Annotated in this window: 28 protein-coding genes and 1 tRNA gene; 16 read left to right on the forward strand and 13 right to left on the reverse strand. The window is 68.1% G+C overall.

The window, feature by feature from the left end; translation table 11 throughout:
* The first annotated feature begins 12 nt into the window (after positions 1–12).
* The gene (locus ACFVDI_RS08430; RefSeq protein ID WP_378902840.1) at positions 13–321 is read left to right on the forward strand and encodes a hypothetical protein; all 309 of its coding nucleotides are present in this window, start codon (positions 13–15) and stop codon (positions 319–321) included.
* A gap of 173 nt (positions 322–494) precedes the next feature.
* Entirely contained in the window at positions 495–881 is a 387-nt protein-coding gene (locus tag ACFVDI_RS08435) for an SMI1/KNR4 family protein (protein ID WP_378902843.1), read from the forward strand.
* Positions 882–1294: 413 nt separating this feature from the next.
* Here ACFVDI_RS08435 and ACFVDI_RS08440 read toward each other — a convergent pair whose 3' ends face one another.
* The 3 genes from ACFVDI_RS08440 to ACFVDI_RS08450 form a co-directional block, all read right to left on the reverse strand.
* Positions 1295–1891, reverse strand: a complete 597-nt coding sequence (locus tag ACFVDI_RS08440) for an SRPBCC domain-containing protein (RefSeq protein ID WP_378902846.1) — start codon at positions 1889–1891, stop codon at positions 1295–1297.
* A gap of 1 nt (position 1892) precedes the next feature.
* Complete coding sequence (locus ACFVDI_RS08445) at positions 1893–2225, reverse strand: ArsR/SmtB family transcription factor (protein ID WP_378902849.1); 333 nt, start codon at positions 2223–2225, stop codon at positions 1893–1895.
* A 95-nt stretch (positions 2226–2320) separates the two neighbouring features.
* Positions 2321–2722 carry a DUF1304 family protein gene (locus ACFVDI_RS08450; RefSeq protein WP_378902852.1) on the reverse strand — a complete coding sequence of 134 codons (402 nt, stop codon included), beginning with the start codon at positions 2720–2722 and terminating at the stop codon, positions 2321–2323.
* A gap of 169 nt (positions 2723–2891) precedes the next feature.
* Between ACFVDI_RS08450 and ACFVDI_RS08455 the strand changes: the two genes are divergently transcribed.
* From ACFVDI_RS08455 to ACFVDI_RS08485, 7 genes are all read left to right on the forward strand, one after another.
* The gene (locus tag ACFVDI_RS08455) at positions 2892–3311 is read left to right on the forward strand and encodes a MarR family winged helix-turn-helix transcriptional regulator (protein WP_378902855.1); all 420 of its coding nucleotides are present in this window, start codon (positions 2892–2894) and stop codon (positions 3309–3311) included.
* Between the two features lie 268 nt (positions 3312–3579).
* Entirely contained in the window at positions 3580–4617 is a 1038-nt protein-coding gene (locus ACFVDI_RS08460) for a TauD/TfdA family dioxygenase (protein WP_378902858.1), read from the forward strand.
* A 115-nt stretch (positions 4618–4732) separates the two neighbouring features.
* Positions 4733–5635: a hypothetical protein gene (locus ACFVDI_RS08465; protein WP_378902861.1), complete on the forward strand. Its 903-nt coding sequence runs from the start codon at positions 4733–4735 to the stop codon at positions 5633–5635.
* 22 nt (positions 5636–5657) lie between these two features.
* Positions 5658–6518 carry an SURF1 family protein gene (locus ACFVDI_RS08470; RefSeq protein ID WP_378902864.1) on the forward strand — a complete coding sequence of 287 codons (861 nt, stop codon included), beginning with the start codon at positions 5658–5660 and terminating at the stop codon, positions 6516–6518.
* Complete coding sequence (locus ACFVDI_RS08475) at positions 6515–6847, forward strand: DUF3817 domain-containing protein (protein WP_160026085.1); 333 nt, start codon at positions 6515–6517, stop codon at positions 6845–6847. Before ACFVDI_RS08470 ends, ACFVDI_RS08475 begins: the two co-directional genes overlap by 4 nt.
* Positions 6848–6925: 78 nt before the next feature.
* Positions 6926–7441, forward strand: coding sequence for a peptidylprolyl isomerase (locus ACFVDI_RS08480; RefSeq protein ID WP_008355625.1), 516 nt, complete (start codon positions 6926–6928; stop codon positions 7439–7441).
* A gap of 267 nt (positions 7442–7708) precedes the next feature.
* Positions 7709–8515: a rhomboid family intramembrane serine protease gene (locus ACFVDI_RS08485; protein WP_378902868.1), complete on the forward strand. Its 807-nt coding sequence runs from the start codon at positions 7709–7711 to the stop codon at positions 8513–8515.
* Positions 8516–8659: 144 nt separating this feature from the next.
* Here the strand turns inward: ACFVDI_RS08485 and ACFVDI_RS08490 are convergent, their stop codons facing one another.
* Positions 8660–9121, reverse strand: a complete 462-nt coding sequence (locus ACFVDI_RS08490) for a cell division protein CrgA (RefSeq protein WP_378902871.1) — start codon at positions 9119–9121, stop codon at positions 8660–8662.
* Positions 9122–9164: 43 nt separating this feature from the next.
* Here ACFVDI_RS08490 and ACFVDI_RS08495 point away from each other — a divergent pair, with 43 nt between their 5' ends.
* On the forward strand, positions 9165–9953 hold the full coding sequence (locus ACFVDI_RS08495; RefSeq protein WP_378902874.1) for a DUF881 domain-containing protein: 789 nt from the start codon (positions 9165–9167) through the stop codon (positions 9951–9953).
* A 137-nt stretch (positions 9954–10090) separates the two neighbouring features.
* Here the strand turns inward: ACFVDI_RS08495 and pknB are convergent, their stop codons facing one another.
* The 7 genes from pknB to ACFVDI_RS08530 are packed head-to-tail and all read right to left on the reverse strand — an operon-like array spanning position 10091 to position 18861.
* Positions 10091–11902: a Stk1 family PASTA domain-containing Ser/Thr kinase gene (gene pknB, locus ACFVDI_RS08500; RefSeq protein WP_378902877.1), complete on the reverse strand. Its 1812-nt coding sequence runs from the start codon at positions 11900–11902 to the stop codon at positions 10091–10093.
* Complete coding sequence (locus ACFVDI_RS08505; RefSeq protein WP_378902880.1) at positions 11895–13457, reverse strand: serine/threonine protein kinase; 1563 nt, start codon at positions 13455–13457, stop codon at positions 11895–11897. The genes pknB and ACFVDI_RS08505 overlap by 8 nt, the downstream gene beginning before the upstream one ends.
* Positions 13454–14920 carry a peptidoglycan D,D-transpeptidase FtsI family protein gene (locus ACFVDI_RS08510; protein WP_378902883.1) on the reverse strand — a complete coding sequence of 489 codons (1467 nt, stop codon included), beginning with the start codon at positions 14918–14920 and terminating at the stop codon, positions 13454–13456. The genes ACFVDI_RS08505 and ACFVDI_RS08510 overlap by 4 nt, the downstream gene beginning before the upstream one ends.
* Positions 14917–16350: an FtsW/RodA/SpoVE family cell cycle protein gene (locus tag ACFVDI_RS08515; RefSeq protein ID WP_378902886.1), complete on the reverse strand. Its 1434-nt coding sequence runs from the start codon at positions 16348–16350 to the stop codon at positions 14917–14919. Before ACFVDI_RS08515 ends, ACFVDI_RS08510 begins: the two co-directional genes overlap by 4 nt.
* Entirely contained in the window at positions 16347–17681 is a 1335-nt protein-coding gene (locus tag ACFVDI_RS08520; RefSeq protein WP_378902889.1) for a PP2C family protein-serine/threonine phosphatase, read from the reverse strand. The genes ACFVDI_RS08515 and ACFVDI_RS08520 overlap by 4 nt, the downstream gene beginning before the upstream one ends.
* On the reverse strand, positions 17678–18157 hold the full coding sequence (locus ACFVDI_RS08525) for an FHA domain-containing protein (RefSeq protein WP_328528071.1): 480 nt from the start codon (positions 18155–18157) through the stop codon (positions 17678–17680). Before ACFVDI_RS08525 ends, ACFVDI_RS08520 begins: the two co-directional genes overlap by 4 nt.
* Positions 18154–18861 carry an FhaA domain-containing protein gene (locus ACFVDI_RS08530; RefSeq protein ID WP_378902891.1) on the reverse strand — a complete coding sequence of 236 codons (708 nt, stop codon included), beginning with the start codon at positions 18859–18861 and terminating at the stop codon, positions 18154–18156. The genes ACFVDI_RS08525 and ACFVDI_RS08530 overlap by 4 nt, the downstream gene beginning before the upstream one ends.
* Before the next feature lie 242 nt (positions 18862–19103).
* On the opposite strand from ACFVDI_RS08530, the gene ACFVDI_RS08535 reads away from it, so the two are divergent.
* Positions 19104–19187 (forward strand) — tRNA-Leu (locus ACFVDI_RS08535).
* 102 nt (positions 19188–19289) lie between these two features.
* On the opposite strand, the gene ACFVDI_RS08540 is transcribed toward ACFVDI_RS08535, so the two are convergent.
* Positions 19290–20132 (reverse strand): helix-turn-helix transcriptional regulator, encoded by an 843-nt coding sequence (locus ACFVDI_RS08540; protein ID WP_378902893.1) that lies wholly within the window; start codon positions 20130–20132, stop codon positions 19290–19292.
* 363 nt (positions 20133–20495) lie between these two features.
* Here ACFVDI_RS08540 and ACFVDI_RS08545 point away from each other — a divergent pair, with 363 nt between their 5' ends.
* The 5 genes from ACFVDI_RS08545 to ACFVDI_RS08565 all read left to right on the forward strand — a co-directional run bounded on the left by ACFVDI_RS08545 (position 20496) and on the right by ACFVDI_RS08565 (position 25350).
* The gene (locus ACFVDI_RS08545; RefSeq protein WP_378902896.1) at positions 20496–21239 is read left to right on the forward strand and encodes a dihydrofolate reductase family protein; all 744 of its coding nucleotides are present in this window, start codon (positions 20496–20498) and stop codon (positions 21237–21239) included.
* Between the two features lie 24 nt (positions 21240–21263).
* Positions 21264–22037 carry an alpha/beta hydrolase gene (locus tag ACFVDI_RS08550; RefSeq protein ID WP_378902899.1) on the forward strand — a complete coding sequence of 258 codons (774 nt, stop codon included), beginning with the start codon at positions 21264–21266 and terminating at the stop codon, positions 22035–22037.
* Between the two features lie 165 nt (positions 22038–22202).
* A complete protein-coding gene (locus ACFVDI_RS08555; RefSeq protein ID WP_378902902.1) occupies positions 22203–22574 on the forward strand; it encodes a DoxX family protein in 372 nt (123 codons plus the stop codon).
* A 104-nt stretch (positions 22575–22678) separates the two neighbouring features.
* Positions 22679–24037, forward strand: a complete 1359-nt coding sequence (locus ACFVDI_RS08560) for a phosphoribosyltransferase family protein (RefSeq protein WP_378902905.1) — start codon at positions 22679–22681, stop codon at positions 24035–24037.
* An 80-nt stretch (positions 24038–24117) separates the two neighbouring features.
* The gene (locus ACFVDI_RS08565) at positions 24118–25350 is read left to right on the forward strand and encodes an erythromycin esterase family protein (protein ID WP_378902909.1); all 1233 of its coding nucleotides are present in this window, start codon (positions 24118–24120) and stop codon (positions 25348–25350) included.
* On the opposite strand, the gene ACFVDI_RS08570 is transcribed toward ACFVDI_RS08565, so the two are convergent.
* Complete coding sequence (locus ACFVDI_RS08570) at positions 25351–25995, reverse strand: TetR/AcrR family transcriptional regulator (RefSeq protein WP_378902912.1); 645 nt, start codon at positions 25993–25995, stop codon at positions 25351–25353.
* Positions 25996–26040: the final 45 nt, after the last annotated feature.

The following is a 26040-nucleotide window of genomic DNA, read 5'->3' on the forward strand; positions in this document are numbered from 1 at the left end:
GGACCGGGACTGGTGGTCGTGCTCATCTTCGGCACGGGGGCCCTGCTGGCACTCGGCGCCCTTCTCACTTGGGCGTCTGTGATGTGGTGGCGCTGGATTGTCCAGTACAACCGACGCCTGTTCGACAAAGACGTTCATTCGAGGTGGCCCGTCCAGTTCGAATGGCGACGCCTTGAGTGGCAGGAGCTGAACCCAGGCGAGAAGCTGAATCAGACCTTCGGCACGGTGTTCCTCGGCGCGGTAGCTGCAATGGTTCTCGCCGCGGGCCTGTCGGGATGCGTCCGGGTCCTTGTGAAGCTCGTTGGGATGGTGCTTCCGTGATGGCCGTCCCATTGATGTTTGCGTGAGAACTTTCTCTACTGACTCAAGGCGGCCTTCGGCCGCGAGCGCGGCCTCCGGGGGCGTGCGGCCTGGCGGCCGGTCCCCCTACGTGCCGCGCAAATGAAGTAGAGCGCCCAGTCCGTAGACCAAGCGCTCTATGCGACCATCGCAGCGTGAACCGCTGGCACGAGCTGCTAACCGCCGACCCCGTTACCCTCGACCAGGCCGCCACCGACGACACGATCAGCCGCGCCGAAGCCGCCATCAACCGACGTCTCCCGCCGAGCCTCCGCGCCCTCTACCGGACCACCGACGGCGTCTACGACCAGGCCGGCCAATGGTTCGTCATCTGGCCGCTCAGCCGAGTCATCACTGAAGCCTCCGAGACCTGGGCACCACCCCCACCCCTCATCGCCTTCGGAGACAACGGCGCCGGCGAACCCTTCTGCGTCACCAGCGGAGAAGAAGGAGTGAGTCTTTGGCACCCCATCGACGGGGAACTCGAGACGATCGCCAACGACACATACGAGTTCTGGCGCAGCTGGACGAATCGAGCCTGACCATCCCCTCCCAGTCCGCAGGTCGGCCGCAGCTACGAACTCGCTCAAGTTTATTGGGCTGATGACGAGGGAGGAGGAGGGGCTGCTGCCGGCAAGGACACACCCCGCGACACCTCGAGGCACGGTGAGGTTGGGCGGCGTGGGGGCAAGCCCCCAGACCCCCGCCAATGGGGCCAGGTGCCGGCCAGGGTTGCGCTCCGCCCCCGCGATACGGACAACCGCTCGTGCCTGACAAACTGCCTGACAACGTTCGACTCTCAGCACCGCCGAGAGTGGACGAACACGGACGTTCGGCCGCGTGGACAGTGGTCCGGCATTCGAACAGATTGTCGTTTGCAAGCAGGGGGTTAGGGGTTCGAGTCCCCTACGCTCCACCCACAGAGACCGCAGGGTGACCTGCGGTTTCGTTTCATTTACGACGAGATCAGGGCGGCGTACGCCGGGCGCAGCTCGTCGGCCTGGGCCATGACACGCTGGACGACGACGGCCGGGGTTTCCTCGGTCGGTGGCTCAGGGGCGTCGAGGAGGCCGGCCAGCTGGTCCAGGCAGACGTGCCAGCCGACGGCGGTGTCCGTGTTGCCGGTGGGGCCGCCCAGCCAGGTGGTGAAGGTGAGGCGGGTGCCGTCGTCGGTGGGTTCGAGCTCGAAGCGGAGCAGGTCGGTCAGGTCGGTGCGGCCGTCCATCCCCCAGGTGAACTCGAAGGTCCGGGGCGGGTCCCACACGCGCAGCTCCCCCTCTGATACGTAGCTCTCCGGGTCGACCCCCATCTCCTCGATCGCCTCGGTGGTGCTCGCCAGCTCCAGGCCTTCGGGCCAGAACGGGAGGCTCAGGCGCGCGCCGACGGCGCGTTCGCCGACGATGTCGGTCGGGAACCAGTGCCGCAGGCCGTCCGGCTCGGTCAGCGCCCGCCACACCTTCTCGGGCGAGTGGCGCAGCAGGCGTACGTAGCGAAGGCCCGTCCTCTCGCCGTCGCGAAACACCTCGCCCATGGGTCCGGTCGTCGTGGTCATCTCAGTCCTCCTCATGATCAGGGTCGTCGAGCTGGTCCAGGTGACGCTCGAGCGCATCCAGCCGGTCGGCCCACATCCGGCGGTAGGGCGCCAGCCACTCCTCCAGCTCGCGGAGCCGCTCGGGACGCAGCCGGTAGTGGCGGCGCGGTCCGTCGATGCGTACGTGGACCAGATCTGCCTCGCCCAGCGTCCGCAGGTGCTTGGACACGTTCGGCTGGGCGAGCCCGAGGGTCTCCACCAGTTCGCCCACCGCCATCTCGCGCTGGCAGAGCAGATCGAGGATCTGTCGACGGGTCGGGTCGGCGATCACGCTGAAGACGTCGCGGGTGGACACGCCTCAAACATGTCGCAACCGGAATATTCCTGTCAAGGCATATGAACTGTGCGTGGCTGGCCGACAGCTGCGCGATGGCGATCCAGAGCGCCGTGCTATCCGACAGCGATCGCGATCAGTGCGACCGCGGGCAGGACCGAGGATGCGACCGTGCCCTTGATGCTGCCGCCGTGTGGGAGCCAGACGCCGAGGGCATCGGAAAGGCCCATGGACAAGGAGGTGAGCAGCATGTAGATGCAGGTCACGACTACGACCGTGACTCCCGCGGACTCGTTGCCGAAGTTCACCATCCCGAGGCCGATCAGCGTGCCGACGCCGGCCAAGGCGTTGCGGGTGCCGACGGACGCCGACCACAGGTGGACGTTGCGGATGCCGTGCGGCTCGATGCCGAGGAAGCGTTGGACCGCTGGACGGTCGATGAGGAAGGCCTCGAAGGGGAAGACGGCGATGAGGATCAGGGCGGAGATGCCGGCGCTGAGCTGTGCGACTGCGTTCATGGTGACCTGCTCGGGACGGGCCTCGATGGCGAGGCTGTTGAGATCGTGGAATCAACGCGCGTCCGGCGGAGCCCCGTGAACAGACGGTCGTCTGGACACCGGAAAGCGGTATAATAGTCAGTCTTACTGACCATATTCGCCAGAGTGCCGACCAGTGTCAAGGGGCTCGATGGACGTCGCCACGCTCATGCTCATCGCCTACCGGGCGATGGACGAGCGCGTCATCGCCGCGATGCGGGAAGCGGGTTACAACATCACCGTCGCGCAGGCTCGGCTCGCCCAGCGGATCGCCGTGGACGGTTCGCGCCTGGTCGACCTGGCCGAGCAGGCCCAGGTCACCAAGCAGACCGCGAGCATGCTGGTCGCGGCCTTGGAGCGAGAAGGCCTCGTCGAGCGAGTCCCGGACCCGACCGACGGCCGTGCGCGGCTGATCAGGTTCACCGCGGAGGGGCAGGCTGCCGCCGACCGTGCGCGGGAGGTGGTGATGGGTGTTGAGCAGGAGTGGAACGAGCACCTCGGGCCGGATCTGGCGACGGCTCTCCGGGAGGCGCTCATGTCGCTGCGCGAGCTCGTCGATCCGTACCGGTGAACTTCCGGCGTACGGTTTCCGAAAAGCCCGGCTGAGCGGGCAAATCTCTGGTAACTGGGATACCGCAAGGGAGATACATTCCCTAAACAGGTTCGAGCCGTTTGCGCAAGGGGCCTAATACCTATCGTCTCGCCATTTGGACCTATCACTCGTTTGAATTCCGTACGGCGGAACAAAGTGGTCTCGAACTTAGGAAACCCTTTGGTGCGGGTGCCAGAAAACGTTTCTGACGAAACCCCTCCACCACAAAGTCCGAAAGGTCAATGTTGTGGGCGCAGAGTCCGTAGTCACCCGGGTCGAGATGACCCCAGCCGAGTCCCAGGCCGCAGCCACGCTGGCGGAGTCGTTGCTCGCTCGATTCGGCGATCCGGTCTCCTCGGAGTTCCTCGAGACCGCGCCGTTCCTCGGTGGCGAGCTCCCCGAAAGCGTCGCCCGGGCGATCCGCGCGTTCCGCTACGGCGATGCGACCGACGCTCTGGTGATCAGTGGGCTCCCGGTGACCGCCGGCCCGACCCCGCCGCACTGGAACCACCCCGACGCCCAGGCGCCGCACGCCGCTGACTTCTGGCTCGCGCTGATCATGGCCCAGCTCGGTGACGCCGTCTCCTGGTCCTCGCTGCAGGGTGGCCAGCTGGTCAACAACATCCTGCCGATCCAGAAGCAGGAGAGCCTGCAGACCGGTCACAGCAGCGACGTCGTGCTCGACCTCCACATCGAGGACGCGTTCAGCAGCCTGCGCTGCGACCACCTCGGCCTGATCTCGCTGCGCAACGAGGACCTGATCCCGACCACCGCGGTGGGGATCAGCTCGATCGACGTGAGCGGCCCGGAGTACGCGCCCCTGTTCGAGCCGCGCTACGTGATCCGCCCCGACGACGAGCACCTGCGCAACCTCCGCGAGGCCGGCGTCAACGAGGGCGAGCTGCTCGCCGCGCCGACCGCCGTGCTCTCCGGCTCTCCGCAGGCTCCCGACGTCCGGCTCGACCCGCCCTACATGGAGGCGCTGCCGGGTGACGTCGAGGCCGACCGGGCTCTCCAGCTGCTCATCATGGAGCTCTCCGCGAACGTCGAGGACGTCGCGCTGGCCCCGGGTGAGATCCTCATCGTCGACAACCACCGTGCACTGCACGGCCGCAAGCCGTTCAAGGCTCGCTATGACGGCACCGACCGTTGGCTGCGTCGCCTCACGACCGTCAAGGACCTGCGCCGCAGTCGGGTCGCTCGGTCGGAGGCATCGTCGCGGATCATCGACCCGGTGCTCGAGCCTCTCCCCGCATCCCTTGAGCTCACAGGCGCTGGTCGCTGACGCTCGGGATCCAGGAGGCCGCAGGCAGTCTGCCTGCGGCCTCCCTCTATGTGGCGCCGTCTCGCTGGGACGGATGTGTCACATACCGTGACGGGGATCGGGAATACTCGTTGGGGTGAACGTGAGGCGATGGGGCATCGGGGTGCTGGCCATTGGGCTGGCCGTTGCGCTGGTCGGCTGTGGGGACGACAGCGAGCCGAAGAAGCCGGAAGCGGCGCCGACGGAGGACACCTACCCCGGGTACGCCGCGACGATGAGCCCCGTCGAGGCGGCCATGACGCTCGCTCCTGCGGGTGCGAAGACGCTGGCAGTGACCGACTACGACGAGGTGAAGTCGCTCTTCGGCCTCGGCGGCGTCACCAGCAGGTCGAGTCCCGCGGACCAGAGCGAGCTGTGGAGCCGGGCCGACAAGGGAGCAGCCCAGGTCAGCGGTGGGCTCCTGCGCGGGGTGGATCAGCGCCTGCGCGACACCTACCAGTGGGGCGCGGCCGATGTGGTCTGGGAGGCCAGGTTCACCGGTGGCGTCAAGGAGGGGTTCGTCATCAGGGTCGCCGACCGGGTGAAGCCGGGCCAGGCGATCAAGGCCGGCGTCGGCCCCCTGAAGGGCGCGAAGTTCGACCCGAAGACGCATCTGATCACCAAGAACACCGCAGCCCCGGGTGCCGAGAACTGGGCGGCTCAGGAGGCACTGGTCGCAGTCGCCGGAGGCCCCGCCACCTCGACGTACGTCGTCAACGGCTGCGCGGAGGGTGGGCCGAAGGAGAAGACCCGGCTGGCGCCGGTCGAGGCCTACTCGGTCGAGTTCGGCGGAGGACTGGCCACGCTGCGACTCGGCGCGGACCGCGACGACCTGTTCTACCGGCTGAAGCTGGGTGATCAGGATGCTGCGTACGGGAAGGTCTTCACCAACGGAGTCGCGGATCCGTCCACGGGGCGGATCGGGTTCCGGGTGACGAGCCCGGTGACGGCGGCCACCCTCATCACCAGCGAACCCGTCCCATTCGCCGTCTGTGATTGAGGGGCCGTACGCTGGGAGTGCTATGGCCGCCCAGACCAGACCCCCGCGAAGCATCTTCTCCCCCAGGATGTGGGGTGCGCACGCGCTGGTGGTGATCTTCGTGACCGGCGCGGTGCTGCTCGGGGTCTGGCAGTACGAGTCGAGCCAGCAGGACAAGCAGGACCAGGTCGCGGAGCTCGTGCACGCGAAGCCGAAGGCGTTCACGGACGTCATCGGGCCCAACGATGCCTTCCCGTGGGAGCAGATCGGCCGTCCGGTGACCGTCTCCGGGATCTGGATGCCCGAGGAGACCATCTTCATCGACGGGATGGAGCGGGGCTCTCAGGTCGGCTTCTGGGCCGTGACGCCGGTGCTCGTCGAGGACGCTGAGTCGGCCGTCTATGTCGTGCGCGGCTGGACGCCCGAGGTCGGCACCGCACCGCCCGCGCCGCGCGGCCACGTCACCGTCACCGGCTGGCTGCAGCCCAGCGACTGGACCGACGTCGCTGACGACCGCAAGTCCGACAACGTCTTCCCGCAGCTCGACATCTCCGACCTGATCTCGCGCACCAGCTACGACCTCTACAGCGCCTACATGGTGCGCTCGCCGATCGAGGACAACTGGCCGGCCAGCTCGATGCCGGTCAACGACGGTGCCACCGACGTCGCCGACGTACCCGCTCCGCAGCTGCCCGAGCCGGAGGCCACGACCGGACTGCGCAATCTGCTCTACGCGATCGAGTGGTGGCTGTTCGGCCTCTTCGGGATCTACGTGTGGTGGCGCTACGTGCGCGACACGCTCCGTCCGCGGACCGATGACGATGATGCTGATCACGGGGTCGATGCGTCGGGACAGATGGTCTCGACAAGCTCGACCACCGGGGGCGTACCCTCAGACGCGTGAACAAGCTGTTCGGCACCTACAAGGTGCTTGCCTACGTCGTCGGGGTGCTGCTGCTCGTCGGCACCATCTCCTCGCTGTTCAAGTACCTGCTTCCCGAGGGCACCGCCCTGCAGTCCTTCGGCGAGGCGATGACGCCGCTGTGGGTCGCGCACGGCTGGATCTTCATCATCTACGTGATCGTCGCCTTCCTGCTCACCCAGAAGGCTCGCTGGACGATCCCCGAGTTCCTGCTGATGATGATCGCCGGCCTGATCCCCGGGCTGATCTTCTGGGTCGAGCGCCGCGTCGCCGACCGGATTGCTCCGAAGCTGGCTGACGCGGCCTCCTGACCTCGGGTCCACGACCGACCCTGTGGGAGGATCGAGGAGTTACATCCCGTACCAATCCCAATGTCGGAAGGGCAGGTCATGGCTGACCAGAAGGCCATCCTCCACACCAACCACGGTGACATCACGATCACCTTGTTCCCCAACCACGCTCCGGAGACGGTCGCCAACTTCGTCGGCCTCGCGACGGGGACCAAGGAGTACACGGACGACGCCGGCCGCTCCGGTGTCCCCTACTACGACGGTCTCGGCTTCCACCGCGTCATCGACGGGTTCATGATCCAGGGCGGTTGCCCCCTGGGCACCGGTACGGGCGGCCCGGGCTACACCTTCAAGGACGAGCCGCACCCCGAGCTCACCTTCGACAAGCCCTACCTGCTCGCGATGGCCAACGCCGGCCCCGGCACCAACGGTTCGCAGTTCTTCATCACCACCGGCCAGGCGCCGTGGCTGAACTTCAAGCACACCATCTTCGGTGAGGTCGCCGACGAGGCGTCGAAGAAGGCCGTCGACTCGATCTCCGGCACCAAGACCGGCGCGATGGACCGCCCGGTCGAGCCGGTCGTCATCGAGACGGTCGAGATCGTCGAGGGCTAGGCCATGACTCTCGATGCAGCGCCGTCGCGAGCGGTGCTTCGCGCCGATCTGGCAAGGCGGCGCCGCGAAGGCGGTCTGGATGCACCATCGAGCGGCGCCAACGCCGCCAGATCGGATGCGAAGCGCCGCGCAGCAGGCGATGTATCGGGAGGCATGGCCTAGTTGTCCGAGACGACCCCGGTCGGGGTGCCGATCTGTTACCGCCACCCCGGCCGTGAGACTCACATCAGCTGTCAGCGCTGTGGGCGTCCCATCTGCCCTGACTGCATGGCCAGCGCCTCCGTCGGCTTCCAGTGCCCCGAGTGCGTGAAGGAAGGCCACAAGTCCGTACGCCAGCCCAAGCGCTTCACGAGCGCGCGGATCGGCTTCCGGGCACTCCCGGTGACCCTGTCGCTGATCGGCGTCAACGTCCTGGTCTGGCTGAGCATCACCCTCACCGGCGGTGCCGGCTCGAGGATCGCCGATTTCATCGCGATCCGTCTGCAGGGCTACTGCCTCACGCCGGACGGTGGCTTCGCGGTGCCGGAAGGCGTCTGCCGGTCGAGCGGCTACAGCTGGATGCCGGGCGTCGACGACGGCGCGGTCTGGCAGCTGCTGACCTCGACGTTCACGCACGTCTCGATCATCCACCTGGCCGTGAACATGTTCTCGCTCTACCTGCTCGGCTCTTTCCTGGAGCCGATCGTGGGCAGGCTGCGGTTCCTGGTGTTCTACCTGATCTCCGGGCTGGCAGGCTCGGCCCTGGTGGTCTGGGCAGCGGCTCCCGCCGGCTCGACCGTCGGCGCCTCGGGCGCGATCTTCGGACTCCTGGGTGTCCTGGTGGTGCTGTTCGTGCGGGCCGGGCAGTCGTTGTCTCCGCTGCTGCCGATCCTCCTGATCAACGCGGCGATCACCTTCTTCGGCCCCGGGATCTCCTGGCAGGGGCACGTCGGCGGCTTCGTGGGCGGTCTCGCCGTCGCAGGCATCTTCACCTCGCTCCGGGCCGACCGGAAGGCGCCGTTGCAATGGGCTGCGATGGGTGGACTCACGTTGCTGCTGCTTGCTCTGGTCGGCGTACGGATGATGCTGTTCTGACGCCTTCGTAGCAGGTGTTCTCGGGGCGTTTTCACGGCGTGGACAAATCCACAGGTGTGGAAGACCCTGTGGAGAACTACACCCGTGTAACGCAAAGAGGCGCAACCGCAAGGGTTGCGCCTCTTTCGGGGTCTAACGCAGGGATCACTCCCACTTCGTGGCGAAGGTGAAGCCCACCGCCATGAAGCCGATGCCGACCAGAAGGTTCTTCTGACCCAGGTCGTTGAACACCCAGATCTTGTCCAGGTGGTCGTTGGCGAAGACGTAGAAGACGCAGATCCAGACCAGGCCGATCAAGAAGCAGCCGAGCATGCCGACCACGACGCCGCGGCCGCGACCCAGCGGGGTCTTCGGGTGGGCGGAGACGGCCAGTCCCAGGAACAGCAGGACGAAGCCGATCAGGTAGTTCCACCCCTCGAGCTTCTGCACCGGCTTCGGCCCGGTGAAGTCGCCACCGACCTCATTGGGGCGGACCCCGACGTAGTAGTAGACGATCCAGCCGATGCCGAGGGCGATCAGCAGCAGGGCGATCCCGAAGCGCGGAGTGAAGACCGGGTCCTTGGGCAGGTCGAGATCACTCTTCTTCGAGAGCTTGAGCTTGGCCACGGGTGATGCTCCTCAGACAAATGTGATTGCTGCGCATACCCTAATGGTCGTGAGCTCCGGAACCCAGGCTAACCCCACTTCTAAACCAAAGCGCTGGACCCGTGCGACCTCCTGGAGGATCGGTACGCCCGTCGTGGTGCTGCTCTGTGGCGGCCTGCTGGCGGTGAGTTTCGTGAACGCGGACGGCACCGACCTGCGTCCGGGGCGCTACGAGGACCTGGCGACGCTGGTCGACGGCGAGCGGATCCGCTACAACCGCCTCGAGGCCCAGCTGGCCGACCTGCAGAGCGAGGTGGACCAGCTCACCAGCGGTGTCACCGACAAGGACGTCAAGAAGCTCCGACACCAGTCCGCGCGTCTCGCCGACCCGGCGGGCACCTCCGACCACAGCGGCGCCGGCATGCAGATCGTGCTGGGCGACGCGCCCCCGGAGGTCCAGGAGAGCTACACCGGCGACGACCCCAACTCGTTGGTCGTGCACCAGCAGGACATCCAGGCCGTCGTCAACGCACTCTGGGCCGGTGGCGCCGAGGCGATCACGATCGCCGGCAAGCGGATCATCACCACCACCGGCATCAAGTGCTCCGGCAGCACGGTGCAGCTCGACGGTGTGCCCTACCCCCAGCCGTACGTCATCGAGGCCGTCGGCGACCCCGACCGTCTCCAGGCGGCGATCGACCGGGACGACCACGTTCAGAACTACCGGGACGACGCCCGTGACCCCAACGTCCAGATCGGCTGGTTCCTCAAGCCGCTGACCTACCTCACCGCGCCGGCCTACGACGGCCTGCTCGACGTGAAATACGCGAAGCCCCTGCCTCAGGACAACTGAGAAGCCGCGCCGCTGGTCGAGCCGCCGGAGCCGCTAGGCGGAGGCGTGTCGAGACCAACACAGTGCCCTCGGCGCTCGATGGGACTGTGTTGGTCTCGACACCGCTCGCTGGCGCTCGCGGGCTCGACCAGCGGGGGCTACGGTGCCGCCGGGGTGCTCGGCGGAAGCGCCGGGTCACACGTCGGCGGGTCGCCCGGCTCGGCCGTCTGGGTGGCCGAGGCCGACGGGTTGGCCGGGTCGGTCCCGGGCACGAGCGTCTGACAGCTCGGCAGGGCCTCCTCCTTCGTCGAGACGAAGATGATCACCTGGCCGTCCTGGGCGAGCGGCGTGCCCTTGGCCGGCGTCTGGTCGACGACGGTGTCCTTCGGCTTGTCGGTGTTCGGCTCGTCCTTGCGGACCGGCGTGAAGCCGGCGTTGCGGAGGATCTCCTCGGCCTCCTCAGCGGTCTTGCCGACGACGTTGGGGACCTTCTTCGGGCCCTTGGAGACGGTGAGCAGGACCTCGGTGGTCTTGCCGGTGGTGACGCTCTGGTCTGCGACCGGGTCGGACTCGATCACGGTGCCCTTGTCCTTGTCGGAGGGGGCCGTCTCGATCTTCACCGTGAAGTTGTAGGGCGCGCCCTCGAGCAGGTCCTTCGCCGCCGCCTGTTGCATCCCGACCACGTTGGGCATCTCCCGGTTGGGTGGCCCGGTGGAGACCGTCAGGGTGACGGTGCTGCCCTCCTCGACCTCCTGGCCGGCGGGCGGGTCCTGGGAGATCACCACGCCGACCGCGACGGAGTCGCTCGACTCCTGCTTGACGTCGCCCTTGAGCTTGGCCGTGCTCAGCTCGGCCATCGCCTTCTCCTGGGTCAGCCCGGTGACGTCGGGCGCGGGCGTGGTCTGCGGACCGAGGGCCGTCGGCAGGAAGTAGGCGCCCACCGCGATCAGGCCGATGATGACCAGTCCGAGCAGGACGAGCACCCACGGGCGCGGACCGCCGGGACGCTCGTCCTGGGGCGGGTAGTAGCCACCGTTGGTGGGATCGCCGTAGGGGCCGCCGGGAACGGCGCGGTTCTGGGCGACCTGGGTCTGGTCGATGCTCGGCGGCACCGTCGCCTGGACCGGACGTCCGGCGAGGTAGCGCTCGATGTCGGTGCGCATCGCCTGTGCCGACTGGTAGCGGTCCTCGACCCGCTTGGCCAGCGATTTCATCACGATCGCGTCGAGCTCACGGGGCAGCGACGGGTCGTGGGCCGACGGAGGCTGGGCGTGCTCGCGCACGTGCTGGTAGGCCACCGACACCGGCGAGTCGCCGACGAACGGCGGACGGCCGGTGAGCAGCTCGTAGAGGAGGCAGCCGGCGGAGTAGACGTCGGAGCGGGCGTCGACCTGCTCACCACGAGCCTGCTCGGGGCTGAGGTATTGCGCGGTGCCGACGACGGCCGCCGTCTGGGTCATCGTGGACTGGGCGTCGTTGAGCGCCCGGGCGATGCCGAAGTCCATCACCTTCACGTCACCGGCCGGCGTCAGCATGACGTTGCCCGGCTTGATGTCGCGGTGGATGATCCCGTTGCGGTGGCTGTAGTCGAGAGCGTTGAGTACGTCGGAGCTGATCTCCAGCGCCCGCTCGGGCAGGATCTTGCGACCCTCACGGAGCACGTCGCGCAGCGTGCGGCCGGCGACGTACTCCATCACGATGTAGGGCTGCGCGACGCCGTCGTCAGCCTTCTCCTCGCCGGTGTCGTAGACCGACACGATCGAGGGGTGGTTGAGCTTGGCCGAGGACTGCGCCTCACGCCGAAAACGCGCCTGGAAGGTCGCATCGCTGGCGAGGTCCATCCGCAGCCGCTTGATCGCGACCACGCGGCCGAGCCGGTGGTCGGTGCCCTTGCGGACCTCCGCCATCCCGCCTCGGCCGAGCAGCTCGCCGACCTCGTAACGACCGGCGAGGAGCGCTCCGTCAGCCATTGCCGCCCCCGTTGCCGTTTCCGTTGCCACCGTCGGTGTTCTCTTCGCCGGGGATGTCGGGGAAGACCCAGCCGTCGGAGGACTCGCCGTCGGTCGGCTCCTCCTCGTCGGTCTCCTCCTCGTCGGGCTCTTCCTCGGTGGGAGTGGGGTCGACCTCCGGACGCTCGCCGTAGTAGCGGATGGTGATCGGGTCGCCCTCGTAGAGGTTGCGGGTCGGGTCGAGGCCGGCGACGGTGTCGGGCTCGTAGCTGCCGTCGTTGTCCTGGACCGTCACCTTGACGGTCAGCCCGAGGTCGCGCAGCTCGCCGCGCACCTCGTCGACGTTGCGGCCGATGTAGGCGTCCTCGTCGATCTCGACGGGCTTCGGCTCCTCTTCGGCCTTCTCCGTCGGCGTGGGCGTCGGGGAGGCCGAGGGAGTGGTGGAGGTGTCGTTGGCCGGAGGCGTCTCCGGGTCGGCGGCGAGGGTCGAGATGATCCAGATGATCGCGACGATCACCGCCACGAGCATCACGAGCACGACGATGTTGAACGGCTTCTTGTACCAGGGCCGCTGGTCCTCGTCCTCGTCGTAACGGTCGTATGGATCCTGGTAGCGAGGCGGAGTCGGCCCCTCGGGACCGCCCGGACCACCCTGCATGCCGACGAAGTTCTGAGTGCCCGCGGGCGAGGGGACCGGGTCCATGACCGACGTCGCGGTCGCGTCACCGGGCGCGGCGGCGACGACGGTGGTGGCGTCGGCGTCGGGGTCAGCAGCGGCACCGTGACCGACCATCGCGGCCGTGAACGCGGCCGCGTCTGCGTAGCGGAGGGTCGGGTCCTTCTGGAGGCTCCGCATCACGATCGCGGCCAGGTCGGCGGGGACGTGGTCGGGCAGCGGGGGCACCGGGTCGTGCAGGTGGGCGATCGCGGTGGCGACCGGGGTCTCCTTCTGGAACGGCCGGTAGCCGGCCAGGCACTCGAAGGCGACCACACCGAGGGAGTAGACGTCGGAGGCCGGCGTGGCCTTCTCGCCACGTGCCTGCTCGGGGCTGAGGTATTGCGGCGTGCCCATCACCTGGCCGGTGCCGGTGATGCCGGTCGACGCCTGGGCGCGGGCGATGCCGAAGTCGGTGACCTTCACCTTGCGCTGCGGGGTGATCAGCAGGTTGGCGGGCTTCACGTCGCGGTGCACGATGCCGGCCCGGTGGGCGGCGGCCAGCGCGTCGCCGGCCTGACCGAGCAGGTCGCGTACGACCTCGGGGGCCAGGGGACGACCGTCACGGAGAAGCTCGGAGAGCGGCTTGTGATCGACCAGCTCCATCACCAGGAACGGGCGCATCAGGCCGGAGGCGGTCGGCATCTCGCCGACGTCGTAGACGGCCACCACGTTGGGGTGGTGGAGCGCGGCGGCGTGCTTGGCCTCGGACTCGAAGCGGGAGCGGCCGATCGGGTCCTCGGCGTGCTCCGGCTTGAGGAGCTTGATCGCGACCTCGCGGTTGAGCGTCGTGTCGGTCGCCCGCCACACCTCGCCCATCCCGCCGGTGCCGATGAGCTCGTGGAATACGTAACGACTCATGAGATCGCTGCCTCCATCATGGCCTTCGCGATTGGGCCGCCCAGCCGTCCGCCGGCGATTTCGCTGCGTTCGGTGCCGCTCTTCTGGACCATCACGGCGACCGCGATGGACGGGTTCTCCGCCGGGGCGAACGAGGTGAACCAGGCGTACGGCGGCTTGTCCGGCGTCGTCTGGGCGGTGCCGGTCTTGCCGGCGACGCTCACGCCGTCGATGGACGCCGCCTCGGCGGTGCCGTTGTCGACGGTGCTGACCATCATCTGGGTCAGGATCTCGGCGGTGTCCTGCGAGACCGCGGGCTGGTTGTCGATCGCGGTCGGGTTGCCCTGGTCGATGACGTCGAGCGAGGAGGAGGTGACGCGGTCGACGAGGTAGGGCTTCATGACCTCGCCGCCGTTGGCGATGCCCGCGGAGACCATCGCCATCTGCAGCGGGGTCGCGATCACGCTCTGCTGACCGATCGCGGCCCTGGCCTGCTCGGCCTTGCCGTCGTTGGCGGGGTACTGGCTCTTGGCCAGCGGACCGAGGTCGTCGAGGTAGTCCTGGCCGAACCCGAACGCCTCGGCCTGCTCCTGCATCTCCTCGTCGGAGAGCTCCATCCCGAGCTGACCGAAGGCGGTGTTGCAGGAGACCTCGAGCGCCCGGGTCAGCGTGATCTGCTCGCCGCCGCAGCTGGTGCCGTTGAGGTTGGGCAGGTCGGTGGTGGTGCCGGGCAGGTCGAGGGACGCGCCGCCGTAGACCTTGCTGTCGCCGTCCATGTCGAGGTTCTCGATCGCGGCCGCGGCGGTGACCAGCTTGAAGGTCGAGCCAGGCGGCAGCGCGGTCTGGATGGAACGGTTGAGCAGGGGCTCGTCGTCGTCCTTCGAGAGCTGGTTGTAGGACTTCGTCGCGTCGGAGAAGTCGTGGGTCGCCAGCCGGTCGGGGTTGTAGGTCGGGGTGGACGCCATCGCCAGGATCTTGCCGGTGCTCGGCTCGATCGCCACCGCGGCCGCCTGGACGTCCTCGCCCAGCGCGGTCAGGCCCTCGTACGCAGCGTCCTGGACCTTCGGGTCGATGGTCAGCTCGACGTTGCCGCCGGCCGGCTCGGAGTTGGTGACCAGGTCGACCAGGCGGTTGGTGAAGAGCTTGTTGTCCTTGCCCGACAGCACCGAGTCCTGGGATCTCTCGATCCCCGTCTGGCCGTAGGAGTAGGACATGAAACCCGTGATCGGGGCGTACTTCTTGCCGCCGGGATAGGTGCGCAGCCACTCGTACTTGTCGTCGCTCGGCTTGCTGGTGGCGATCGCCTTCTTGCCGACCAGGATGTCGCCGCGCTGCTGGGAGTAGGCCTCTTCGGTGACCCGTCGGTTGTCGGCGCGGTTGTTGTACCAGCTCGCCTTGAAGAACTGGACGTACGTCAGGTTGAGCATCAGCGCCACGAACAGGATCAGGCAGCCGACACTCAACGTGCGGATGGGGCGGTTCACTTGCTCATCGCCCCTTTGTCGAGCTTGACGATCTGGGTCTCCTCAGCGGCGAGGTCTTCATCGGACGGCGCAGTCGGCAGCGGACGGCGCGACTGGTCCGAGACGCGCAACAGCAGGGCCACGATCACCCAGTTGGCGACCAGCGAAGATCCACCATACGAGAGGAACGGTGTGGTCAGACCGGTCAGCGGGATCAGCCCGGTCACGCCGCCGACGACCACGAAGGTCTGCAGCGCGACCGAGGTGGCCAGACCGACGGAGAGCAGCTTGCCGAAGTCGTCGCGGGCGACGATCGCCGTGCGCAGGCCGCGCTCGACGATCAGGCCGTAGCAGAGCAGCAGCGCGAGGAGCGCGGTCAGACCCAGTTCCTCGCCGATCGCCGGGACGATGAAGTCGGAGTTGGCGTAGGGGATCCGCCAGGGCTCGCCGGAGCCGAAGCCACGACCGATCATGCCTCCCCAGGCCATCCCGAACATCCCCTCGACCAGCTGCCCTGAAGAGGTCACGCCGTCATCGCCCACGGGGTAGTACTTGAACGGGTCCAGCCACGTGAACACCCGGACGCGTACGTGGCTGAACAGGGTCAGAGCAGCGAAGACACCACCTGCGAAGAGCAGTCCGCCGACGACGATCCAGCCCTTGCGCTCGGTCGCGACGTACAGCGTCACCACGAAGAGGCCGTAGAAGAGCAGGCTGGAGCCGAGGTCGCGCTGCAGGACCAGGATCGCGAGGCTGATCACCCACATCATCAGCAGCGGGCCGAGGTCGCGGCCGCGGGGCAGGTCGATGCCGACGAAGCGGCGCCCGGCCAGGGCGAGCGCGTCGCGGTGGACAGCCAGGTAGCCGGCGAAGCAGATCACCAGGAGGACCTTGGCGACCTCACCGGGCTGGAAGCTGACCGGCCCGAGGTTGATCCAGATCCGAGCGCCGTTGATCGTCTTGCCGATGAGCGGGAGCATCGGCAGGATCAGCATGACGACTGCGCCGAGGCCGGCGGTGTAGGTGAACCGCTGCAGCATCCGGTGGTCGGGGACCACGAAGAGCGTGATCAGGAACAGCACCACGCCGATCGTCATCCAGATCAGCTGCTGACGAGCGAACGCGTCGGTCTCGCTCGCTCCTGCGGCCAGGTCGAGCCGGTGGATGACCGCCAGGCCGAACCCGTTGAGCATCGCCACCAGCGGAAGCAGCACGGGGTCGGCGTACGGAGCCAGCAGACGTACGCCGATGTGGGCCGCCACCAGGAGCGCGACCAGCCAGGTGCCGTAGCCGACGATGTCGACCGGGATCTCCTCCTGCACCCCGAGGCCGACCGCGGCGTAGGCCCCGATCCCGACCGCGAGGGCGAGGAGCAGCAGGACCAGCTCCGCCCCTCGGCGTGACCGGTGGACGAAGACGGGCATGGAGCTCGCCGGCGTAAAACCGCTCATGACCCGCTTCCCGCGTCCGCGGCGCTCTGGTCGGCCAGTGACTGCACCTTCTCCTGGGCGCCGGCCAGGTCCTTGCTGTGGATGCCGTCCTCGAGCTGGTTCTGGTAGGTCTCGGCCAGGTCGGAGACCTTCAGGTCCGAGGTCTGGTAGGGCTCGGAGAGGTCGAGGCCGATCATCGTGGTGGGTACGCCACGGAAGATCGTGACGTTGCCATCCTGCTCGCCGATGTACCACTGGTTCTGCGACCAGACGAACGCGGTCGCAACTGCGATCCAGACGACACCGAGCAGCGTCAGCAGCCCGAAGGCCCAACGCAGCTTCAGATACTTCGCCGGCGCCTGGAGCGCGTAGCGCATCTCCTCCGGGTCGGCGGCGATCGCGCCGTCGGGGATCTCCTCGTCGATCGGGTCCAGCTCGCCGGTGTCGCCCATCCGGTGCCCGCGGAACAGAGCGGTCATCTGACCGGTCTTGGTGGTCCTCCGCTTGAGCTCGGCCGCCGCACCCACCATCTGGGCCTCGAGGCCGGCCGACGGGACGGTGTCGCTCGGCACCACGTCGGCGACCACGCAGGTCACGTTGTCGGTGCTGCCGGAGTCGAGGGAGACCCGGACCAGCTCGACGGCGGCGTACTCCGGGGTGCCGGTGGCGAGGATGTCGGCGATCCGGGGATCGTCGACGTAGCCGCAGACGCCGTCGCTGCAGAACATCAGCCGGTCGCCGGCGGCGAGGTCGACGATGAACAGGTCGGGCTCGAGCTCACGGGTGCCGTCGAGGGCCTTGAGGATCAGGTTGCGGTGGGGGTGGGTCTTGGCCTCATCCTCCGTGATCCTCCCCTCGTCGAGCAGTGTCTGCACGAAGGTGTGGTCGTGGGTGACCTGGTGGATCGCGCCGTTGCGCAGCAGGTAGGCGCGGCTGTCACCGACGTGGCCGACGGTCAGCTTGGAGCCGTCGAAGAGGCCGACGGTCGAGGTCGTGCTCGTGCCGTTGAGCGTCGGGTCGTGGTCGACCAGGTGGCCGATCTCGTCGTGCGCCATGTGGAGCGCGTGGGAGACCAGGCCGATCAGGTCGTCGTCGACCAGGCCGGGAGCAGGCTCCTCGTCGAGCTTGCGCAGCTGCTGGACGGCCGTGCTGGAGGCGATGTCGCCACGGGCAGCGCCACCGACACCGTCGCAGACGGTCAGCAGCCAGGGGCCGGCGTACCCGCTGTCCTGGTTGTCCTTGCGGACCCGGCCGACGTCCGAGATCGCCGCGAACTCGAGGCGAAACGGGCGTCCGTCGGCAGAGCCACGGACAGGAGAGGGGTCGGGGGTGGGGTCGGTCGCAGCGGTCACTTGCGCAGCTCCAGGATTGTCTTACCGATCCGCACCTGGGTTCCGAGAGAGATGGCGGTCGGCTGATTGATCCGGACGGACCCGATGTAGGTGCCATTGGTCGATCCGAGGTCCTCCACGAACCACTGGTCGCCGGAGACGGCGATCCGGGCGTGGCGGGTGGAGGCGTAGTCGTCATCGAGGATGATCGCGGCATCGCTGCCGCGGCCGATGACGATGGGGGCCTGCGAGAGGGGCACGGTCACGCCGGCGTTGGAGCCGGTGGTGACCGCGACATGCGTGGGTACGCCGCGCCGCGGTGCCCTCGGCGCGGGAGACTTGCCGCGGCCCGGTGCGGCGGCGGGCTGGCCGGCGGAGGCGTTGGTGACCCGCGCGCCGAACATGTCGGAGCGGATCACCGACAACGCGGCCAGCACGAAGATCCACAGGATCGCCAGATAAGCGACCCGGATCAGGAACAGAGTCAGCTCGCTCAACGGCGCTCCTCCACGATGTGCGCGGTGATGACGGTGGTGCCGATGCGCACCTGAGAGCCGTCGTCCAAGGTTGCACTCGCCATCTTCTGCCCGTTGACCAGCATGCCGTTGGTCGAGCCGAGGTCGTAGACCTCGACGCGCACGCGGTCGCCGGCCTGCTTCGAGCGGAACTCGATGTGGCGGCGGCTGATGCCCGGGTCGTTGATGCGCAGATCGGCGTCGGTGCCTCGGCCCACGACGAGGTTGCCGTGGAGCGGGTGCCTGGTGCCGTTGATCTCCAGGTAGGCCTGCGCACGGCTGACCTGGGTGTCGCTCATGTCGCCGCCGGAGACCGCGGCCTGGGCACGGCTCCGCACCCGGAATCGACCGATGGTCAGGTCCTTCGCCTCACCGAACTCGATGCTCACGCGGCCCGGGAACACGAATCCCTGTGCCTCGGCGTGGTCCATCAGCTGGCGCTTCAGCTCTTCCTTGAGGTGGGGTCCGTAGGACTCCAGCTTGCTCAGGTCGCTGGAGGACAGCTCCACGAAGAAGTCGTTGGGGACCAGGCGCCGCTGGCGGCTGAGCACCTGGGCGTTGTTGTCGATCTCGCGCTGGAGTGCGGCGACGATCTCCACCGACTTCACCTCGGACCGGAACGCCTTGGCGAAAGCGCCTGAGATGAGCTGCTCCAGCTTCTGCTCGAACTTCTGCAGGCCGCTCACGTTGTTGCGCTCCTCTCAGGTGCCGGGTAGGCCGGTCGGGTTGGGTGTGTCAGTCGCGTACGGGCACAGTGGTCCCCGGATTCGGCCCGATCGTATCGGTGCACCCCAGGGGATCTGCCACTTCCCGCATTCTGCGTGGTTTCGATCCTCCCACGATCGGGTGACCGCCAGCGTCAAGGCGAGCGGGGTGCCGTCGTTTTGGGCGGGCGGACCCGTGTGGGCTAACGTTTCCTCTGTTGCACGCGCGAGTGGCGGAATAGGCAGACGCGCACGGTTCAGGTCCGTGTGTCCGAAAGGACGTGGGGGTTCAACTCCCCCCTCGCGCACGTGTGACTGGCCCCGGGTCCTCGGATCCGGGGCTTTGTCCATTTCTATGGCTTTCTGGGAAGAATCGGCAGCCGCTGCGCACCAGGTCGTGCCGGCGATACTCACTGTTTGCCGCATGCCTTGGCCAGCACCCGCTCGGTGTCGCTGCCGGGTGCGGGGTAGAACACGAAGGCGGCCTGGTCGTCCCGGTCGCCAGGACGCAGCACCGAATCGGTGATGTGCAACTCACCCAGCGTGGGATGGTCGAGGATGACGAGGCCCAAGGGTCGTTCGCGGACCGGGTGAGCGGCCCACATCTCGGCGAATTCTGCGCTCGCCGCGCACAGGTCGGCAACGGTCCTTGTCAGTGCCGGTGCCGTCGGCCCCAGCGAGGCGGCGGCCCGCATACGTCCCACCGCGTCGAGGGCGACCATGTTCCAGTCACGGAACAGGCAGCGGACCCGCTCCTCGAGGAAGAGCTCTCGGGCCCAGTTCAGTCCGGGCGGCGACCACGGGGCCTCATAGGCGACATGCGACCCGAACACCAGGTGGCCGAGCCGGTTCCAGCCGAGCACCTGCAGGGCGCTGTCGAGCACGCCGACGGGCACGGTGGTCAGGCTGCGCAGCAGCAGGTCGAGTTCCGGGGCGAGGGCGCCGGGCTCGCGCAGGTCGCGCGGCGGCGCGAGCTGCGCCAGCCGGTACATCTGCGCGATCTCCTCGTCGTCGAGTCTCAGCGTGCGCGCGATCGCTTCGAGGATGCCCGCCGACACCCCGGACGCCGTGCCCTGCTCGATCCGCGTGTAGTACGACGTGCTGACGCCGGCCAGCAGTGCCACCTCCTCGCGTCGGAGGCCTGGTACGCGTCGGCGCCGATACGACGGGAGGGCGGCCTGTTCCGGATCGACCCGGTGGCGCCGGCTGCGCAGGAACTCGCCCAGCGCGATCTCGTGGGAGGGCTGAGTCACCCCCCGACGGTATCCCCGATCGACCGGCTGTGATGACCGATCGGCCAGGAAGTCGCAGGTCAGTGCCGGAGCCACCCTGTTCGGCCCGGGAACGCCGCGAGGCCACCGACCATCACGGCCTGGGCAACCAACCATGCCCGGCCCACCATGTCGAGTTCGACCGGGTCCGTGGCCGCGACGGGGACCGAAGCGGAAGGAGAGCCATGAACCAGAAGCCGCCACGCCCGCCGTTGCCTGCCACTGCCGGGGGCACCCACGACGGTGTTAGCCCCGCCAGGCGCTGGCGGCAGCCTTCCAACGGCGGCACGGTGTCGCCAGGCCTTTCCTGGTCACGTCCATCGATCACCACCTGAGGAGAACTGCATGACCGCCACTTACACCTGGGACGTCTTCTCCACCCTCGACGGGTACGGCTCCTATGCCGACGGAGCCGACTGGGGCGGCTACTGGGGCAAGCAAGGTCCCGCCCTGCTCGAGCATCGCGCCGCCCTGGTCGACCCGAAGCATCGGATGGTCTTCGGGGCCACGACGTTTCGGGAGATGGCCCAGATCATGGGCTCGGACACCGACCCCAACACACTCGACGACTGGAACATCCGCACGATGCGGACGCCGGCCACGGTGATCTCCTCCACCCTGCACGACACTCTCGGCTGGCCGGACGCGACCATCGTGAGCGGTGACGCCGTCGACATCGTCACCCGACTCAAGCAGGAGTCCGACGTACCCCTTCGGTCCCAGGGAAGCCTGTCGCTGAACTGGTCCCTCATGGCTGCCGGCCTCGTCGACCGCCTGCAGGTGACGATCTTCCCTGTCATCTCAGGACGAACAGGGACCACCCCATCCTCAGAGGCGCCGCCGACTTCGACCTCGAGCTGCTCGAGAGCAGGACACTCGATGGCCACACGGTGGAACTCATCTACGGACCTTCCCGCCGATGACAGCACCGACAGCTCGGATACGCGAACGGGCGTCGAAGCGGCCGGTGTGCGTCAGGCAGCTTCCCGCATCGGCACGCGCTCCGAAGTCGCCGAGCAGCCTCACGCCCCGGCACTCCGTGACCTGTGGCTCTCTCACCTCGACGCCGAGGTCGGGATGCCGGGTTGACGAGAGTCGAGCAGGGAGCCTGCGGTGAACGGAGTCATCGAGCACGGCCCGCTGCCAACGACGGGGTCGACCGTGCTGTTGCTGCACGGCGTCTTCGGTTCCCCTGCGCTCCTCGGACCGTGGGCTGCCTACCTCAGGCGCTCGGGGTTCACGTGCCACGTCCCGGTGCTGAGGGGTTGTGATCCGTCCTCGGACGATGTCCTCCTAGAGACGCGCATCGACGACCTGGTCAGTGCGGCGACCGAGGCCTACGACGCGCTCACGACCCCGCCGATCCTGATCGGCCACAGCATGGGCGGCCTCGTCGCCCAACGAGTCGCCGCCCGGCGGGATCCGAAGGCGCTCGTGCTCCTGGCGTCCGTCCCGCCGGGAGTCCTTTGGCCCCAGGTCCGGATGCTGCCCTACCTGTTCCCGGTCCTGCCCTCGGTCCTCCGGGGGCGGCCGTTCTTGCCGTCGGCGACGACGATGCGCAACGTACCCCTCTACAACCTGCCGCCTGAGGAACAGGATGAGGTCATCCCTCAGCTCGTGCGCGACTCAGGCCGGGTGTTCCGCGAGATGAGCCTGGGCACCCGCGCTACCCGAGTTCCTGCACAACGGGTTGAGTGCCCGGTGCTGGTGGTGAGCGGCGGCGCTGACCGCAACGTCGCGTCCTGGATGTCGCAGCGGCTCGCTCGACGCTACCGCGCCGAGCATCAGGTCCATCCCGACCTGCCGCACTGGATCATCGCCGAGTCTGCTCTGCCTCGAGTCGGACCCCCGGTCGTGCGCTGGATCCGGGACCTCCCCCAGATGTAGGACCCGCCCGCCTGGCAGGACGGCGGTTCACGCGTGACCGAGCGTGATGGTCGTTGCTGTGGCGGGCCGTCCTGATCCAGGTACGCGGTCTCCGTCGATGTCACAGATCGATCCGGTGCTCCGTCGAAGGGATGAACATCGAGATCATCGGAACAGGGAGACATCATGAACATCGCGCTGTGGATCGTCGCAGGCGTCTTCGCCTTCGGCTATGTCGCCGGCGGCATCCTCAAGCTGACAATGCCTTATGAGAAGTACGCAGCGAAGCTGGGCTGGCCTGAGGACTTCACGCCCGGCAACGTGAGGTTCATGGGCGTCATCGAGGTGCTCGGCGGCATCGGGCTGGTCCTGCCTGGGCTGGTCGGCGTGGCACCGACCCTCGTTCCCGTCGCGGCGTCGTGCATGGCGCTCTACATGGCCGGAGCGATCACCGAGCGGATCCGGCGCGGTGAGTACAAGGAGCTGCTCGGCGACCTGGTGTTCCTGGCGGCGATGGTCTTCATCGCGTGGGGGCGCTTCGAGATCGAACCGTTCTAGCGGCAAGGCCATCCGTCCGTGATGAGAAGGCCGAAGGTCTCTGCCCGGCGGCTTCCGGCGCGATCCACGATCGGTGGAGGGCAACGAACGGCGGGAGGTCTGCCATGGTCCACCTCGCGAGGGGGGAGTTCGAGGATCGCGTCGATGCCGGCCGTCGGCTGGGCAAGAGGCTGGCACATCTGCGTGCAGAGGCACCGGTCGTGCTGGGCCTCCCGCGAGGAGGTGTGCCGGTGGCGTTCGAGGTCGCCCAGGAACTTCAGGCGCCCCTGGACGTGATCGTGGTCCGCAAGCTCGGCCTGCCGTTCCAGTCCGAGCTGGCCATGGGGGCGATCGGCGAAGGCGGCTACGAGGTGCTCGACCGGCCGCTGATCGCCCACACAGGTGTCACCGAGAGCGAGCTGCACATGGTCGAGGCCCGTGAGCGATCCGAGCTGGAGTCGAGGGTCACGAGGCTGCGTCGGGGTCGGGACCCGCTCGACCTCGCCGACCGAGTCGCCGTCATCGTCGATGACGGCATCGCCACGGGGGCCACGGCGAGGGTCGCCTGCGAGGTGGCGCGCCACAAGGGCGCGCGACGCGTCGTGCTCGCCGCTCCGGTCGGTCCGCCCGAGGTACGCCACGGCATCGCCGGTGCCGATGAGGTAGTCGTGCTGGAGACCCCTGATCCGTTCCTGGCCGTGGGGTATCACTATCGGGACTTCGCCCCGACGAGTGACGATGAGGTGGTCACGCTGCTCGCGGAAGCGGCCAGGCGTGACCGGCGGCGGGCGGTCGAGGCCGCGGCCGACTGTGACATCGACGTCGACATCCCGGCCGGACGGGTCGTACTGCAAGGGCATCTGCACCTGCCGGAGCGTCCTGCGGGCGTGGTGGTGTTCGCACATGGCAGCGGCAGCAGCCGACACAGTCCCCGCAACAGGTACGTCGCCTCGGTGCTGTACGACGCGGGTCTGGGCACCTTGCTGCTGGACCTGCTCACGCCGGAGGAAGAGCGTGACCGCGCCAACGTGTTCGACATCCAGCTGCTGGCCGACCGCCTCGGCGCGGCTGTCCGATGGGTGCGGCGGAGGTCGGACGCGGTGGGGGCGTCGGTCGGTCTCTTCGGTGCGAGCACGGGGGCCGGGGCCGCTCTGTGGGCGGCGGCGGACTCGGACCTGGACATCGCCGCCGTGGTCTCGCGTGGTGGGAGACCCGATCTCGCTGTCCCGCGGCTGGGCTCTGTCAGCGTGCCGACTCTGCTGATCGTCGGCGGTGCCGACACCGAGGTGCTTCGGCTCAACCAGGAGGCGGCCATCGAGCTGGGTGGGCCGAGTCGCGTCAGTGTCGTACCCGGCGCGACGCATCTGTTCGAGGAGCCGGGTGCCCTGGAGGAGGCCGCTCGGCTCGCCCGGGACTGGTTCCGTCACCACCTCGTCCTGACGAACGACAGCCGTCACGGAACGACGTCGGCGGGGACCCGATGAGGGAGTGGCTCGACGATGCGTCCCCGGCACAGATCCGGGACCTGGCCCGTCCGCTGACAGGCACAGACGATCTTGACGCCTTGGTCGAGCGCCTTGGCCCCGTACGCTTCGCCTGCCTGGGCGAGGCCTCGCATGGAACTCACGAGTTCTACCGCTGGCGGGCGGACCTGAGTCGCCGGCTGATCGAGGAGAAGGGATTCACCTGGATCGGAGTGGAGGGTGACTGGCCGGACTGCTGGCGGATCAACCGCTGGGTCCGCGGCGCGACCGGTCTCGACCTCAGCGCCCGGCAGGTCCTCGCCGGCTTCGAGCGCTGGCCGACCTGGATGTGGGCCAACACCGACGTCGCCGACTTCCTGGACTGGTTGCGCGCCTGGAACCTCGCCCGGCCTGCGGTCCAGCGGGTCGGGTTCTACGGCCTCGACGTCTACTCGCTGTGGGACTCCCTGCGGAAGCTCATCGCCTGGCTGGACGAGCACGCCCCCGCCGCAGTGGCACAAGCGCTCGAGGCATGGCGCTGCTTCGTTCCCTTCGGCGAGGATCCGCACCAGTACGCGTGGGCCACCCGCCTGGTGCCGCTGTCCTGCGAGGAGGAGGTCGTCACGATGCTTGCGGAGGTCCGCCGGCGTACGACGGCCGTACCGGATTCCCAGAACGACGAAGACGCCTTCGACGCATGGCAGAACGCGGAGGTCGCCGCCAACGCCGAGCGCTACTACCGGACGATGGTCCGTGGCGACCGCATGTCCTGGAACATCCGTGACCTGCACATGGCCGGCACCGCCGCTCGGATCGCACAGCACCTCGGGCCAGGGGCCAAAGGCTTGATCTGGGAGCACAACACCCACATCGGAGACGCCCGAGCCACCGACATGGCACAGGCCGGACTGGTCAACGTGGGGCAGCTGCTCAGGGAGCGGCACGCCGACGACGGTGTGGCGCTGGTGGGGTTCGCCGCGCACCGCGGATCGGTCCTGGCGGCCTCCGGCTGGGGCGAGCCCGAGCTGGTGCTCGACGTCCCCGCAGCCCGTCCGGGGAGCCATGAGGATCTCCTCCACCACACGCTGGGTGAACCAGCATGCCTGATCTTCCCCGAGGACCGCAGCGGCAGCTGGCTCACCGTTCCGCGAGGACACCGTGCCATCGGGGTGGTCTACGAACCCGGCCGCGAAGCAGGGAACTACGTCTCCACCGTCATCGGCCAGCGGTATGACGCGCTCGTGTGGCTGGAGCAGTCGACAGCACTGCGCCCGCTCCACCACGAGGCGCCACCCCAGGAGCCCGAGTACGAGACCGAGCCCTCAGGGCTCTGATCAGCCGCGACCCGGGTCCGTGAACGAGGACAGCAGGGTCTCGATGGTTGCCATCAGGCGGTCCTTGTCGTAGCGATCCGGGTCCTCGAGGGTGAGCCGGGCGAACTCCTCGGCGGTGACCAGCGTCAGGTGGGCAAGGAGATCGACATCGACCTGCATGCTGTCATCTCGCCGCTCGATACCCTCCTGAAAAGCGTCGGAGAGGTAGCCGCGGATCAGTTCCCGGGTGGCGTCGATGCGGTCGCGTACGACGGCGGGGGCGTTGCGGGTCAGGCCGAGCACCGGGCGCCACACGTCGGGCTCCTTGCGCACGATGTCCAGCAGGGCGGCGTACGCCTCGAGTGCCCATTCGGCGACGTCCTGGTCGCGTCCGGGCTCGGGCATCAGCCGCAGCGCCGAGACGAGGGCGCGCCGTTGGGTGCGGTCGAGCAGGGCGTGGAGGAGCGGCTCGAGGCCGTCGTACGCGCTGTAGACGACGGGGCGGGTGACCTCCGCCTCCTGCGCGATCGCCTCGATGGAGACCGACTCGTAGCCGTCGCGGGCGATCACCCTCAGTGCTGCGTCGAGGAGATGCTCGCGCCGCTGCTCGACCGGAAGCCGGCGCGCATAGCGGCGCTTCGGCCGTGGAGGTGTGTCGGGCGTCACGTGCACACAATATTACAGCGGTGTAGATTACGCTGAACCTACAGT

Source organism: Nocardioides sp. NPDC057767 (genome assembly GCF_042798275.1).
GTDB lineage: Bacteria > Actinomycetota > Actinomycetes > Propionibacteriales > Nocardioidaceae > Nocardioides.